General features: G+C 63.7%; 12 protein-coding genes. All 12 read left to right on the forward strand.

Annotated elements, in window-relative coordinates; genetic code table 11:
* The first annotated feature begins 10 nt into the window (after positions 1-10).
* Positions 11-895 carry a branched-chain amino acid ABC transporter permease gene (locus tag U5760_RS07915; RefSeq protein WP_322010841.1) on the forward strand — a complete coding sequence of 295 codons (885 nt, stop codon included), beginning with the start codon at positions 11-13 and terminating at the stop codon, positions 893-895.
* Positions 895-1866: a branched-chain amino acid ABC transporter permease gene (locus U5760_RS07920; RefSeq protein WP_322010843.1), complete on the forward strand. Its 972-nt coding sequence runs from the start codon at positions 895-897 to the stop codon at positions 1864-1866. Before U5760_RS07915 ends, U5760_RS07920 begins: the two co-directional genes overlap by 1 nt.
* 858 nt (positions 1867-2724) lie before the next feature.
* The gene (locus U5760_RS07925; protein WP_322010844.1) at positions 2725-3894 is read left to right on the forward strand and encodes an ABC transporter substrate-binding protein; all 1170 of its coding nucleotides are present in this window, start codon (positions 2725-2727) and stop codon (positions 3892-3894) included.
* A gap of 236 nt (positions 3895-4130) precedes the next feature.
* Positions 4131-5186, forward strand: a complete 1056-nt coding sequence (locus U5760_RS07930) for a branched-chain amino acid ABC transporter permease (protein WP_322010845.1) — start codon at positions 4131-4133, stop codon at positions 5184-5186.
* 4 nt (positions 5187-5190) lie between these two features.
* On the forward strand, positions 5191-6978 hold the full coding sequence (locus U5760_RS07935) for a branched-chain amino acid ABC transporter ATP-binding protein/permease (RefSeq protein ID WP_322010846.1): 1788 nt from the start codon (positions 5191-5193) through the stop codon (positions 6976-6978).
* Positions 6978-7727 (forward strand): ABC transporter ATP-binding protein, encoded by a 750-nt coding sequence (locus U5760_RS07940; RefSeq protein ID WP_322010848.1) that lies wholly within the window; start codon positions 6978-6980, stop codon positions 7725-7727. The genes U5760_RS07935 and U5760_RS07940 overlap by 1 nt, the downstream gene beginning before the upstream one ends.
* Positions 7728-7913: 186 nt before the next feature.
* The gene (mnmG, locus tag U5760_RS07945) at positions 7914-9872 is read left to right on the forward strand and encodes a tRNA uridine-5-carboxymethylaminomethyl(34) synthesis enzyme MnmG (protein ID WP_322010849.1); all 1959 of its coding nucleotides are present in this window, start codon (positions 7914-7916) and stop codon (positions 9870-9872) included.
* The gene (gene rsmG / locus U5760_RS07950; protein WP_322010850.1) at positions 9869-10564 is read left to right on the forward strand and encodes a 16S rRNA (guanine(527)-N(7))-methyltransferase RsmG; all 696 of its coding nucleotides are present in this window, start codon (positions 9869-9871) and stop codon (positions 10562-10564) included. Before mnmG ends, rsmG begins: the two co-directional genes overlap by 4 nt.
* Before the next feature lie 105 nt (positions 10565-10669).
* Positions 10670-11440 (forward strand): ParA family protein, encoded by a 771-nt coding sequence (locus tag U5760_RS07955; RefSeq protein WP_322010851.1) that lies wholly within the window; start codon positions 10670-10672, stop codon positions 11438-11440.
* Positions 11441-11475: 35 nt separating this feature from the next.
* On the forward strand, positions 11476-12363 hold the full coding sequence (locus U5760_RS07960; RefSeq protein ID WP_322010852.1) for a ParB/RepB/Spo0J family partition protein: 888 nt from the start codon (positions 11476-11478) through the stop codon (positions 12361-12363).
* A 34-nt stretch (positions 12364-12397) separates the two neighbouring features.
* The gene (locus U5760_RS07965) at positions 12398-13528 is read left to right on the forward strand and encodes an SLC13 family permease (protein WP_415914065.1); all 1131 of its coding nucleotides are present in this window, start codon (positions 12398-12400) and stop codon (positions 13526-13528) included.
* Between the two features lie 233 nt (positions 13529-13761).
* Positions 13762-14295, forward strand: coding sequence for an ATP synthase subunit I (locus tag U5760_RS07970; RefSeq protein ID WP_322010853.1), 534 nt, complete (start codon positions 13762-13764; stop codon positions 14293-14295).
* The last annotated feature ends 20 nt before the right edge of the window (positions 14296-14315 follow it).

A 14315-nucleotide genomic window follows, 5' to 3' on the forward strand; every position in this document is an offset into this window, starting at 1 on the left:
GGCAGCTTCCATGACTATCTTTGGCATTCCGTTGCCGGCCATGCTGAGCCAGTTGTTGCTCGGGCTCGTGAACGGGTCGTTCTACGCGATTTTAAGCCTTGGCCTCGCGGTGATCTTCGGCATGCTCAACGTGATTAACTTTGCGCACGGTGCGCTGTTCATGCTGGGCGCAATGCTCACGTGGATGGGGCTTGCGTACTTCAATCTGCCCTACTGGGCGATGCTCGTCGTTGCGCCGCTCGTGGTGGGCGCGTTCGGCATCCTGATCGAGCGGTCGATGCTGCGCTGGCTCTACCGGCTCGATCATCTGTATGGACTCCTGCTCACTTTCGGCTTGACGCTCGTGGTGGAGGGCGTGTTCCGTTCGGTTTATGGTTCGTCGGGCCAGCCCTACGACGTGCCCGAGGCGCTTTCCGGCGCAACCGATCTCGGCTTCATGTATCTGCCGAACTATCGCGCGTGGGTGGTCGTGGCGTCGCTCAGCGTGTGCTTTGCTACCTGGTACGTGATCGAGAAGACCCGGTTGGGCGCGTACCTGCGCGCGGGCACGGAAAACCCGAAGATCGTGGAAGCCTTCGGCATCAACGTGCCGCTCATGATCACGCTCACCTATGGCTTTGGCGTCGCGCTCGCGGCGTTTGCGGGCGTGCTTGCCGCGCCCGTGATCCAGGTGTCGCCGCTGATGGGCCAGCCGATGATCATCACGGTATTCGCCGTGGTCGTGATTGGCGGCATGGGGTCGATCATGGGATCGATTCTCACCGGCCTGCTGCTGGGCGTGATCGAAGGCTTTACGCGTGTGTTCTGGCCCGAGGCGTCCGCCACGGTGGTGTTCGTGATCATGGCGATCGTGCTGCTGATTCGCCCCGCAGGCCTCTTCGGCAAGGAACGGTGATGCAAAGAAAAGCGCTCTATGGACTGCTGCTGGTGGGCCTGCTGGTCGCGCCGTTCGCCGGGGTGTATCCGCTCTTCGTGATGAAGGTGCTGTGTTTCGCGCTCTTCGCCGCCGCGTTCAATCTCCTGATCGGCTACACGGGGCTGCTCTCGTTCGGCCACGCCATGTTTCTCGCCACGGCGGGCTACGTCACGGGCTACGCGATGCAGTCGCTCAACTTCACGCCCGAACTGGGCGTGCTGGCCGGCGCGGTGGCGGCGACGGTGCTGGGCCTCGTGACCGGCATCTTCGCCATTCGCCGCCAGGGCATCTACTTCGCGATGGTAACGCTCGCGCTCGCGCAGATGGTCTATTTCGTCTATCTGCAGGCGCCGTTCACCCACGGCGAAGACGGCTTGCAGGGCGTGCCGCGCGGCAAGCTGTTCGGCCTGCTGTCGCTTTCGTCGGATCTCGTGCTGTATTACGTCGTGCTCGTCGTGATGGTGCTCGCGTTCCTCTTCATCGTGCGCATCGTGCATTCGCCGTTCGGGCAGGTGCTTGTCGCCATCAAGGAGAACGAGCCGCGCGCCATTTCGCTCGGCTACGATACCGACCGCTTCAAGCTGCTCGCCTACGTGCTCTCGGCCGGGCTCGCGGGTCTCGCCGGTTCGCTCAAGGTGCTCGTGCTGGGCTTCGAGACGCTCGGCGACGCCTACTGGACCATGTCGGGCCTCGTGATCCTGATGACGCTGGTGGGCGGCATGGGCACGCTGTTCGGGCCGCTGCTCGGCGCGGCGCTGATCGTTTCGCTCGAGGACCGGCTGGGCGATATCGGCGGCGCGCTCGCTTCGGTGACGGGCGTGGACTGGTTCAACTCGCTCGGTGAGTCCGCAACGATCGTGACCGGCCTCATTTTCATTGCCTGCGTGCTGGCGTTCCGGCGCGGGATCGTCGGTGAGATCGTGGCGCGGGTGAAGCCGCTGCGGGCGTGACGTGGCTGACTTGTGTGCGGCGCTGCATGCCGGAATTGCGCATGAACGAAGCCCGCTAGTGCGACAGAATCGTGTCGGCTCGCCCCAAATCGGTGCTGCGCTGCACCACTAGGGTAAATGCTAGTTGTAGCAGAGGGGGCGGAAAGTTAAAGTTCACCCAGTTCTGATGCACCGAATTTGCAGGTGGAGAACGAGGAGACAACTGAGGCACCAAGTGCCCGGACAAGAAGGCGCTGTTGGGCGGGAGCCCAACAGCGCTTTTCATTTTAGCCGACGGTTTTTCGTCGATTATCTTTCCCCCGCCTTTCCCGTTTTCTGCTTTTCTCTCGCGCTTTCTAGTTGCTCTTGCGCGCGCCATTCCCTTTCCCCGATTTACGCAAATCGATCTGCTGCGAAGCAAAAGCCGCGTGCGGCATGGCTTTGGGCATTACGCATTTTCTCGTCGCCCTGACACGCTTTGTAAGGCTTTGGAAAGCGCTTGCGGGCGCAACAGCCGGTCCGCTACACTCGGCATTCGCTGACTATCTGGTCGGCATAATGCACCGGTCGCGGCCGGCGCATTATCGCAATCGCTCGACCCGGACCTTCCGAAAGTCCGGTGCGACGGATACGACAAAGCATCGGAAAAGGGCACAGCGGGTTAACCGGCGTGCCCTTTTTTGTTGCACTGAGCGGGCAGCAGCGGCACACAAAAGCGGTCAGGGAGCCGATAAAGCGGTTCGCGCAACAGGCAGGGAAAACCATGCGTTACACGCGCGATCCCGATTACTACACTCAAGGGCCAGCGCAGATTTACGAAGATATTAGTGATCGGCGCCAGGTCAATCGACACGCAGGCAAAGCGTTTGGAGACGCGCAATGAAAACGATGAAGTGGGCTTTGAGGTCAGTGAGCGCCGGACTCGCAGCGGCGCTGATGGGCACGGCCGGGGTGGCCGTGGCGCAGGTGAAGATCGGCGTGACGCTTTCGGCGACGGGACCGGCGGCTTCGCTCGGCATTCCCGAGAAAAACACGATCGCGCTGTTGCCCAAGGAGATCGCGGGCAAGAGCGTGCAGTACATCGTGCTCGACGACGCATCGGATACGAGCAAGGCCGTGCAGAACACGCACAAGCTGATCGACGAAGATCACGTGGACGCGATCATCGGCTCTTCCGTGACGCCGAACTCGCTCGCGATGCTCGACGTGGTGGAGCAGGGCAAGACACCCATGATCTCGCTTGCGGCATCGGCCGCGATCATCCAGCCCATGGACGACAAGCGCAAGTGGGCCTTCAAGACGCCGCAGAACGACAGCCTGATGGCCGACGCGCTGGCCGGCTATATGGAGAAGCACGGCGTGAAGACGGTGGGTTTCATCGGCTTCACGGATGCCTATGGCGACAGCTGGTTCAAGGAGTTCAGCGCGGCGGCGGCGAAGCACAACCTCAAGATAGTCGCGACCGAGCGTTATAACCGCACCGATTCTTCGGTCACGGGCCAGGCGCTCAAGCTGATGTCCGCGAATCCGGATGCCGTGCTGATCGCCGGTTCCGGCACGCCGGCGGCGCTGCCCGCCACGACGCTGAAGGATCGCGGCTACAAGGGCAAGATCTATCAGACGCACGGTGTGGCCAACAACGACTTCCTGCGCGTGTGCGGCAAGGATTGCGACGGCGAACTGCTGCCCGCCGGTCCGATCCTCGTGGCCGATCAGCTGTCGGACACGAATCCGGTCAAGAAGTCGGCGCTGGCGTACAAGGCGGCTTACGAGAAGGCCTACGGTGCCGGTTCCGTCGCGACGTTCGGCGGCCACGCGTGGGACGCCGGCCAGATGCTCCAGCGCGCGATTCCGGTCGCGCTGAAGTCGGGCCAGCCGGGCACCGAAGCGTTTCGCGTCGCGCTGCGCGATGCGCTCGAGAACGTGAAGGAGCTGCCGCTCTCGCACGGCATCATGAACACGACCGCCGCCGATCACAACGGTCTCGACGACCGTGCCCGCGTGATCGTGGAGATTGTCGACAGCAAGTGGAAGCTGCAGGGCGAGTGACGACATTGCTCGCATGAGCGCGGACTGTCGGCGGCCGGGACCGCTTGCGGCGAGTCCCGGTGGAAGACGGTTCCGCCTGAAACGCGAACTCGCCTGCACGTCATTGTTTCGATCTCACTGCCCGGCACCGCATGCCGTGGCATACCGCCGGCCGGCTGGCCGGCGGCGCTTTCCGCACTTGCCGCATTTCCGTCGTTCGACGTTCCGGGTTTCCAGAGTTCCAGGAAGAGGGGTGTATGGATTTATCGATCGCCGCGATCCTCGCGCAGGACGGCATTACCACCGGTGCCATTTACGCGCTGCTGGCGCTGGCACTCGTGCTGGTGTTTTCCGTGACGCGGGTGATCTTCATTCCGCAGGGCGAGTTCGTCTCGTATGGCGCGCTCACGCTCGCCGCGCTGCAATCGCAGAAGTTTCCGGCCACCTGCTGGCTGCTCATGGCGCTCGGCGCGGCATGCTTCGTCGTGGAGACGGCGGGGTTCGTGCGGCACGCCGGGCGGCGCCGGCATGCGGCCCGTACGCTCGTCACGCTCGCCGGAAAGTATCTGCTGTTCCCTCTCGCGCTCTTTGCGCTCACGCGCGGGCTCGCCGCGCAGCCGTTGCCGATGCTCGTGCAGATCGCGCTCGCGCTGGCGATCGTCGTGCCGATGGGACCGTTCATCTACCGGCTCGCCTATGAGCCCATCGCCGAAGCCACGACGCTCCTGCTGCTGATCGTCGCCGTGGCGGTGCACTTCGCGATGGTCGGCCTCGGACTCGTGATGTTCGGCGCCGAAGGCTCGCGCACCAACGCGTTCTCCGACGCCACGTTCAACATCGGCAGCCTTTCGATCTCGGGGCAGAGCCTCTGGGTGATCGGCACGGCGGCCGTGCTGATCGTCGCGTTGTATCTCTATTTCGGCCGCACGATCTCGGGCAAGGCGCTGCGCGCCACCTCGGTGAACCGGCTGGGCGCGCGGCTCGTCGGCATCGGCACGACGCAGGCCGGGCGGCTCGCGTTCACGCTCGCCGCGGGGCTGGGCGCGCTGTGCGGCATCCTCGTCGCGCCGCTCACCACCATCTATTACGACTCGGGTTTTCTGATCGGCCTGAAGGGTTTCGTGGGCGCGATCATCGGCGGTCTGGTGAGCTATCCGCTCGCTGCCGCGGGCTCGGTGCTCGTCGGACTGCTCGAGTCGTATTCGTCGTTCTGGGCGAGCTCCTATAAGGAAGTGATCGTGTTCACGCTCATCATTCCGGTGCTGCTGTGGCGCAGTTTTGCGACGCCGCACGCCGAGGAAGAAGAGGAGTGACGCGATGAAACGGATCATCATGCACAACCGCTTCTTCTGGCTGTTCCTCGTGGTCATGTTCGCGCTGCCCGTGCTGCCGGGCGCCGTGCAGGTGCCCGAGTACTGGATCACGCTGCTCAACTACATCGGCCTCTATTCGATCGTCGCCATCGGGCTCGTGCTGCTCACCGGTATCGGCGGGATGACGAGCTTCGGGCAGGCGGCCTTCGTCGGGATCGGGGCATATGCCACCGCGTACCTCACGACGCAGTACGGCGTGTCGCCGTGGCTCGCATTGATCGTCGGCGTGGTGGTGACGGGGCTCGTGGCGCTCATGCTCGGACTCGTCACAATGCGGCTGTCGGGCCATTTCCTGCCGCTCGGCACGATTGCCTGGGGCCTCGCGCTGTACTTCCTGTTCGGCAATCTCGACGCGCTCGGCAAGTACGACGGCATCAACGGCATTCCGGTGCTGAACGTGTTCGGTTTCGCGCTGGAGTCCGGGCGGCATATCTATTACCTGATCTGGGTGGTCGTGCTGCTCTCGGTCGTCTCTGTTCAGAATCTGCTTAATAGTCGCACCGGGCGGGCGATCCGGGCGCTGCGCGGCGGCGGCTTGATGGCCGAGGCGATGGGCGTGAATACGGCGTGGATGCGCGTCGTGATCTTCGTCTATGCGGCCGTGCTCGCCGCCGTTTCCGGCTTCCTCTACGCGCATTTGCAGCGAGCCGTGAATCCCACGCCGTTCGGCTTGAATCACGGCATCGAGTATCTGTTCATGGCGGTGGTGGGCGGCGTGGCCCACGTCTGGGGTGCGGTGCTGGGCGCCGCGATCTTGACCGTGCTTCAGGACTGGCTGCAGACGATCCTGCCGAAGCTGCTGGGCGAGAACGGCAACTTCGAGATCATCGTGTTCGGCATTCTGATGGTGCTGCTGCTGCAGTACGCGCGTCGCGGCGTCTGGCCGTTCGTCGCGCGTTTCTTTCCGCGCGGTCCGCAAGCCCATGTGCCCGAAGACGCCGAACCGTTGCCGCAGCGCAGCAAGCCGGCCGCAGGCGAATTGCTGCTGACCGTCGATAAGGCGCGCAAGCAGTTCGGCGGTCTCGTGGCCGTCAACGATGTGAGCTTCGAGGTGAGGGCGGGGCAGATCGTCGGGCTGATCGGGCCGAACGGCGCCGGCAAATCGACCACGTTCAACCTCGTGACCGGCGTGCTGCAACCGACGAGCGGCGAAATCACATTCCGCGGCGAGCGCATCGACCGGCTCACTTCACGTGAAATCGTTGCGCGAGGCATCGGCCGCACGTTCCAGCACGTCAAGCTGCTGCCGACGATGACGGTGCTCGAAAACGTCGCGATCGGCGCGCATCTGCGTGGCCATGCGGGGGTGCTGCGCAGCGTCGCGAAGCTCAATGCCGCCGAAGAAGGGCGGCTCATGAGCGAAGCGGCGAAGCAGCTTCGGCGCGTCGGCCTCGAGCCGCACATGTACGAAGAGGCGGGCAGCCTCGCGCTCGGCCAGCAACGGATCCTCGAAATCGCGCGGGCGCTCTGCTGCGATCCGACCCTGCTGCTGCTCGACGAACCAGCTGCGGGTCTGCGTTATCAGGAGAAGCAGCAGTTGGCGGCGTTGCTGCGCAAGCTGAGGGAAGAGGGGATGAGTGTGCTGCTGGTGGAACACGACATGGATTTCGTGATGAACCTCACGGACCGGCTGGTTGTGATGGAGTTCGGTACGCGTATCGCGGAAGGTTTGCCGGAGGACGTGCAGAAGGATCCGGCCGTACTGGAAGCTTATCTGGGTGGGGTGGAGTGATGAGTGCAACTCCTGTTCTGGAAGTCTCCAATCTCTCGGTTCGTTACGGCAAGATCGAAGCGTTGCACCATGCGGCTATCAAGGTGGGGGCGGGGCAAATCGTCTCGGTGATCGGGCCGAACGGCGCCGGCAAGTCCACGTTGCTCAATGCCATCATGGGTGCGCTGCCTGTAACCGGGCACGCGAGCGGCCGGATTGCTTACCTGGGCGACGAAGTCGGTACATTGCCGATCGAGCGTCGCGTCGCGCGCGGCATGTGCCTCGTGCCCGAGAAGCGGGAGTTGTTCGCTTCGATGACCGTCGAGGACAATCTCGTGCTGGGCGCGTATCGCCGCAAGCAGGCTGGAGAGCGTAATTTTCTCGATCAGCTCGACCCCGTGTTCGAGTTGTTTCCGCGGCTCAAGGAGCGGCGGACGCAGGCGGCCGGGACGCTTTCGGGCGGCGAACGGCAGATGCTCGCGGTGGGCCGTGCGCTGATGGGTAAGCCGGATCTGCTGATGCTTGACGAACCGAGCCTGGGTCTGGCGCCGCTAATCGTGAAAGAAATCTTCCACATCATCAGTGCGCTGCGGCAGACCGGCGTCGCGACGCTCCTGATCGAGCAGAACGCCCGCGCCGCCCTGCAGGTTTCCGACTACGGCTACGTGCTCGAAACGGGCGATCTGGCGCTGGAAGGGCCAGCCGCGGAGCTTGCACAGAATCCCCGCGTTATCGAAACCTATCTCGGACTGGCGAAGAAGTCTGCTTAGGTTGTCTGTATGTTGTTCACGAAGCGGGGTGTTTCACGTGAAACACCCCGCTTTTTTTCGTTCTTTCGTCGGAAAGCATGGAACGAAATTCGGGCGTGAACGGCCCAAAACCTGAAACCGTTATAATTCGCCTATCCCACTTATTTCGAGAAGGCTCACGCGGCTTGCCGTGCGTGAGGTCCGGCCATGCTTTATCCCACAGAGTTTGATGTAATCGTCGTCGGCGGCGGTCACGCCGGCACCGAAGCCGCGCTTGCTGCCGCCCGCATGGGCGTCAAGACGCTCCTGCTCACGCATAACATCGAGACGCTCGGTCAGATGAGCTGCAATCCGTCCATCGGCGGCATTGGCAAAGGCCATCTGGTCAAAGAAGTCGATGCCTTGGGCGGCGCAATGGCTGCGGCCACCGACGAGGGCGGCATCCAGTTCCGCATCCTCAATTCGTCGAAGGGCCCCGCCGTGCGTGCGACACGCGCCCAGGCCGATCGTATTCTCTACAAGGCGGCCATCCGTCGGCGTCTGGAGAATCAACCCAACCTCTGGCTGTTCCAGCAGGCGGTTGAGGATCTGATGGTGGAGGGCGATCGCGTGGTCGGAGCGGTGACCCAGGTCGGTATCCGCTTTCTCGGCCGGGCGGTCGTGCTGACCGCGGGGACCTTCCTCGACGGCAAGATCCACGTGGGTCTGAACAACTATACGGGTGGCCGCGCGGGCGACCCGGCAGCGGTGACGCTCTCCGCCCGCCTGAAGGAGCTCAAGCTGCCGCAAGGCCGCTTGAAGACGGGCACGCCGCCACGCATCGACGGCCGCTCGATCGATTTTTCGGTGCTCGAAGAGCAACCAGGCGATCTCGATCCGGTACCGGTGTTTTCGTTCCTCGGCCGTGCCGAACAGCATCCGCGCCAGATTCCGTGCTGGGTCACGCACACGAACGCGAAAACGCACGACATCATCCGCAGCGGTCTCGACCGCTCGCCGATGTATACGGGCGTGATCGAAGGGGTGGGGCCGCGCTACTGCCCGTCGATCGAGGACAAGATCCATCGCTTCGCGTCGAAGGAATCGCATCAGATCTTCCTTGAACCGGAAGGCCTGACGACCAACGAGTTCTACCCGAACGGGATCTCGACGAGCCTGCCGTTCGACGTTCAGCTCGATCTCGTGCATTCGATGCGCGGTCTCGAGCACGCGCACATCCTGCGTCCCGGTTATGCCATCGAGTACGATTACTTCGATCCGCGTGGCCTAAAGGCTTCGCTGGAAACGAAGGCAATCCAGGGATTGTTCTTTGCGGGCCAGATCAATGGCACGACCGGCTATGAAGAAGCGGCGGCTCAAGGCCTGCTCGCAGGGATCAATGCGGGCCTGCAAGTCCAGAGCAAGGACGCCTGGACACCGCGCCGCGACGAGGCTTACCTCGGCGTGCTGGTGGACGATCTCGTGACGCGTGGCGTTTCGGAGCCGTATCGCATGTTCACGAGCCGCGCCGAGTATCGCCTGAGCCTACGTGAAGACAATGCCGATATGCGTCTGACGGAAATCGGCCGCGAGCTTGGCGTCGTGGACGACGTCCGCTGGGATGCGTTCTGCCGCAAGCGCGACGCTGTTTCACGTGAAACAGAGCGCCTGAAGTCGACCTGGGTGAATCCGAAGACTCTCTCTGTCGACGAAGCGACCGCATTGCTCGGCAAGCCGATCGACCGTGAGTACAACCTCGCGGATCTGCTGCGCCGTCCGGGTGTCAGCTACGACGGCGTGTGCGGTCTGCGCGAGGGCGCCTGTGCGCCCGAAGCGCCGCTGGCCGACGACGAAGTCCTGCTTGGTCAGATCAAGGAACAGATCGAGATCGGTATCAAATATCAGGGCTACATCGATCGTCAGGCCGATGAGATCGAGCGCAACGGCGCGCAGGAGAACACGCGCCTGCCGGAAGGCATCGACTACGCCGAGGTGCGCGGCCTGTCGTTCGAAGTGCGTCAGAAGCTGACGCAGCATCGACCGGAGACCATCGGCCAGGCATCGCGCATTCAGGGTGTCACGCCCGCGGCGATCTCGTTGCTGATGGTGCATCTGAAGCGTGGTCTGGGCCGCCGACGCCAGAATTCCGCCGACGCCGGTACGGATAACACCCCGGTGGCGCAATGACGGGCCGCGCGCGGCAACCCGGCGTCGCGGATCGCGACGCCCTGGCGCAGATGTTGAAGGAGGGCGCGCAGGCGCTCGGCGTGGAACTGAGCGAGCCGCAGCACGTGCAGTTGCTCGACTACGTGGCGCTGCTGGCCAAGTGGAACGCAGTCTATAACCTGACCGCGATCCGCGACCCGCGCCAGATGCTGATCCAGCACATTCTCGATTCCCTTTCGATCCTGCCGCACCTGCCCGCACGCGATGGGGCCGCGGTGCTGGACGTCGGTTCGGGCGGCGGACTGCCGGGTATCGTCATCGCTATCGCGCGGCCGGACTGGTCGGTGACGCTCAACGACATCGTGCACAAGAAGACGGCCTTTCAGTCCCAGGCGAAGGCCGAATTGGGTCTCACGAATCTCTCCGTTATCACCGGGCGCGTCGAGTCACTGCGTCCCGGGGTCGAAGTACCAAAAAAGTTCGATCTGATCGTCTCGCGGGCATTCGCGGAACTCGCCGATTTCGTTACACTGGCCCGGCATCTGGTTGCCGAGGGCGGGGCGATCTGGGCGATGAAGGGCGTGCGCCCCGACGGCGAAATCGAGCGGTTGCCCGCGGGCGCCGAGGTGCGGCAGACCGTGCGCCTCGACGTGCCGATGCTGGAGGCCGAGCGTCACCTCGTTGAAGTGGCGGTCGAACCGGTGGCGGCCTGATGCGCGGGTTGCCCCGCACGTTGGCCGAACGACCGGATTGATACCGCGGCCGAGACGCTATAACGTAAGCAAACTATTTAAGGCAGTAAAAGGGACACACGAAAGATGGCAAAAATCTTCTGCGTTGCGAACCAGAAGGGCGGCGTCGGCAAGACGACGACAACGGTCAATCTCGCCGCGAGCCTCGCATCGCAGGGACAGCGTGTCCTTCTCATCGATCTCGACCCGCAAGGCAATGCCACGATGGGCAGCGGCATCGATAAGGCCGCCTGCGAGAACACCGTATATGAAGTGCTGGTCGACGGCATCACGGTGCTCGACGCACGCAAGCGCCCGGAAGCCGTGGGCTACGACGTGCTGCCGGCCAACCGCGAGCTGGCCGGTGCGGAAGTCGAGCTCGTTTCGATGGAGCAGCGCGAGCGCCGTTTGAAGAACGCGCTGGAGCAGGTCGATGCCGACTACGACTTCGTGCTGATCGATTGCCCGCCGGCGCTTTCGCTGCTCACGCTCAACGGCTTGTGCGCGGCGCACGGTGTGGTGATTCCCATGCAGTGCGAGTATTTCGCGCTCGAAGGTCTTTCCGATCTCGTCAACACGATCAAGCAGGTGCACGCGAACATGAATCGCGACCTGAAGGTGATCGGTCTTTTGCGCGTGATGTTCGATCCGCGTATCACGCTGCAGCAGCAGGTGTCGGAGCAATTGAAAGAGCACTTTGGCGACAAGGTGTTCGACGCGGTGATTCCACGCAATGTGCGGCTCGCGGAGGCGCCCAGCTACGGCTTGCCGGGCGTCGTGTTCGATCGCGCGTCGCGCGGCGCGCAGGCGTATGTGCAGTTCGGTGCCGAGATGATCGAGCGGGTGCGTGCGCTCTGACGCGCGCGGCGGCCAATGCAGACTGAGGAAGCACGATGAACGCAGTAGCACGGAAGAAAGGGTTGGGCCGCGGACTGGAGGCGTTGCTGGGTGGCAGCGCGGACATCACGGAGGCCGTGAAGATCGAGGGCGCACCCAATACGCTGCCCCTCACGAAGATGCAGGCGGGCAAATACCAGCCGCGCACGCGCATGGACGAGGGCGCGCTGCAGGAACTGGCCGCGAGCATCCGCGCGCAAGGCCTGATGCAGCCTATCCTCGTGCGCCCGATCGACACTGATCGTTACGAGATCATTGCGGGCGAGCGGCGCTTCCGCGCGGCGCACATCGCCGGGCTGACCGAAGTGCCGGTTCTCGTGAAGGACGTTCCGGATCAGGCCGCCGCCGCGATGGCGCTGATCGAGAACATCCAGCGCGAAGATCTGAATCCGCTGGAAGAGGCGCAGGGCATCCAGCGTCTTCTCGACGAGTTTCGTTTTACGCACGAGCAAGCGGCCGAGTCAGTCGGCCGGTCGCGCAGCGCCGTGTCCAATCTGCTGCGTCTCCTGAATCTGGCTGCGCCGGTGCAGACCATGCTGCTCGCGGGTGACCTCGACATGGGACATGCGCGCGCGCTGCTCGCCGTCGATGCCGCGACGCAGATCACGCTTGCCAACCAGGTCGTGAACAAGCGAATGTCGGTGCGCGAGACCGAAAAGCTCGTGTCGACCACGACGAAGGCCGCGCCCGCAGTGAAGGCGAAGGCGCCCCACGATGGCGGCCGCGATACGCGGCGGCTCGAAGAGGAACTCTCCGACCTGTTGGCCGCCACGGTGAAAATCAAGCTGGGCAGGCGAGGGCGAGGACAGTTGACCGTCGATTTCGGCGACCTGGATGCACTCGACGGCATCCTGCTGCGCCTGCGTGGCGAAACAGCGGCCTGAGTCGTCCGCGCCGGACGCGCGCGACGACGGCCCACTGGAGTCCGGGCCGCGCGGCTTGTTGCGCCGCGCCGGCGCGCTCGTCGCCGCCGAGCCGGTGCTCGCGATTCTGGTCGTGGCCTTCGTGCTGCTTCAGGGGTTAGCGCCGCGCGCCTGGATGTCGCTGCCCGCGCTGGTCGACTGGCAGACGGTGATGACGCTCGCGGGCCTGCTGATTCTGACGAAGGCCATCGAATATTCAGGACTCCTGACCTGGCTCGCGCATCGTCTCGTACGGCGGATTCATTCCGAGCGTGCGCTGGCCCTGTTTCTGGTCGCGCTGGCCGCGGCGCTCGCCACAGTGGTGACGAACGACGTGGCGCTTTTCGTCGTCGTGCCGCTGGTGCTCTCGTTGCACCGGCTCACGCCGTTGCCGCTCAGGCAGCTCGTGATCGTCATCGCGCTTGCGGTGAACGCGGGCTCGGTGCTGACTCCGCTCGGCAATCCGCAGAATCTCTTTCTCTGGCAATTGAGCGGCGTTTCGTTCGGCCGCTTCGTGGTCGCGCTCGCACCGCTTTGCGCCATGCTGATGGCGATGCTGTTCGCGCTTGCCGCGCTTGTCTTCAAGTCGCGGCCGCTCGATCTCTCGACGGATGCCGATCCGCATCCGGTGGATCGCCCGCTCGCTGGCGTCGCCGGGGTGCTCTTCGTTGCGTTCGTGCTGCTCGCCGATGCGCATCACGCGGGCATTGCGCTCGCGGGCGTCGCGGCGGGCTTCCTGGTCTGGCGTGCGCGTATCGTGCTGAAGATCGACTGGTTGTTGCTCTGCATTTTCGTGCTGATGTTCGTCGTCTTGCGCAGCGCCGCCGCGTTGCCGTGGATCCACGGTTTGCTCGGCGAGCTCGCGTTGGAGACGCCGCTGCGCGCATATGTCGCAGGGGCAGTTTTGTCGCAGATTATCAGTAATGTTCCGGCGGCTATCGTGCTCGCGGGCTTCACGCACGACTGGCGGGCGCTGGCTTTCGGCGTGAGCGTGGGCGGTTTCGGATTCGCAATCGGCTCGCTCGCCAATCTGATTGCCGTGCGCCTTGCCGGGGAGCGCGGCGTGTGGCTGCCGTTTCACCTCTATTCGATACCGTTCTGGCTGCTCGGCGGCGCAGCGGGCGGTTGGTGGCTGTCACATTTTTAGCCGCATTGCATAGGCATTGCCCATTTTCCCCGCGTGCGCGACGCACCTTACAGTCATCGCCCGCAGTGACGCCGAAAGCCCGTTTTTTCGCATCATGAGGCGTTGTTTCATAGGCGTTTCCGAGCAGTCCAAAATCTTGAATCACCTGCCACTATCGCTTACAATCTGGCCGGATTGACAGTTTGATGTGCCTGAAGGCCTTGTGTAAGGCGTGGGCCGTACCAAGGATCTGCATGATGCGCAAATCGCCTGATCTGCCGCCGTCCGAGGCGGCAGCGCCGCGCGGGGCGCACCAGCGCTCCGACGATCGAACCGATCGAACCTTATCCCAGCGAAACGACTGGGACCTCGATCAAGAAAACACAATTACACCACTCACCCGGGATGAAGCCAGGAAACTGTTCGGCCCGAGAGTGGATCGCCCGTCGCGCGTAACGCCGCTGCGGGTCGTGGCAGCACAAATAGCTTTGTCGGTGTTGGTGGCGCTTGTCGTCTGGCTGTTTTTCGGCCAGTCTCTGCATGCCGCACTGTCGGCTCTGCTCGGCGGCGCCGCGTGCTGGGTTCCGGGCGGCCTGTTTGCGCTGTACCTGAAGCGCGCGGGAAGCCGCTCGAGGATGGCGCTGGTCGCGGGCGAGGCGCTCAAGACCGGCATGACGCTGGCGCTCTTTGTCGTTATCGGCGAGACGTATCACGAAGTGCACTGGCTGCCGATGCTGGCGGCCTATGCGGTGGGGCTCAAGGCATATTGGGTCGCACTGGCGTTTTGATCAGTGTCTGTCGAGTTCGG

Origin of the sequence: Paraburkholderia sp. J12 (assembly GCF_905220215.1) — a bacterium.
Classification (GTDB): Bacteria; Pseudomonadota; Gammaproteobacteria; order Burkholderiales; family Burkholderiaceae; genus Paraburkholderia.

Excerpts from the sequence above, each read along its gene's own strand:
- U5760_RS07970 (WP_322010853.1), top strand. The coding sequence starts at position 13,762 with ATGATGCGCAAATCGCCTGATCTGCCGCCGTCCGAGGCGGCAGCGCCG.
- U5760_RS07935 (WP_322010846.1), top strand. The coding sequence starts at position 5,191 with ATGAAACGGATCATCATGCACAACCGCTTCTTCTGGCTGTTCCTCGTG.
- U5760_RS07920 (WP_322010843.1), top strand. The coding sequence starts at position 895 with ATGCAAAGAAAAGCGCTCTATGGACTGCTGCTGGTGGGCCTGCTGGTC.
- U5760_RS07915 (WP_322010841.1), top strand. The coding sequence starts at position 11 with ATGACTATCTTTGGCATTCCGTTGCCGGCCATGCTGAGCCAGTTGTTG.
- U5760_RS07955 (WP_322010851.1), top strand. The coding sequence starts at position 10,670 with ATGGCAAAAATCTTCTGCGTTGCGAACCAGAAGGGCGGCGTCGGCAAG.
- U5760_RS07925 (WP_322010844.1), top strand. The coding sequence starts at position 2,725 with ATGAAAACGATGAAGTGGGCTTTGAGGTCAGTGAGCGCCGGACTCGCA.
- U5760_RS07940 (WP_322010848.1), top strand. The coding sequence starts at position 6,978 with ATGAGTGCAACTCCTGTTCTGGAAGTCTCCAATCTCTCGGTTCGTTAC.
- rsmG (WP_322010850.1), top strand. The coding sequence starts at position 9,869 with ATGACGGGCCGCGCGCGGCAACCCGGCGTCGCGGATCGCGACGCCCTG.
- mnmG (WP_322010849.1), top strand. The coding sequence starts at position 7,914 with ATGCTTTATCCCACAGAGTTTGATGTAATCGTCGTCGGCGGCGGTCAC.
- U5760_RS07960 (WP_322010852.1), top strand. The coding sequence starts at position 11,476 with ATGAACGCAGTAGCACGGAAGAAAGGGTTGGGCCGCGGACTGGAGGCG.
- U5760_RS07930 (WP_322010845.1), top strand. The coding sequence starts at position 4,131 with ATGGATTTATCGATCGCCGCGATCCTCGCGCAGGACGGCATTACCACC.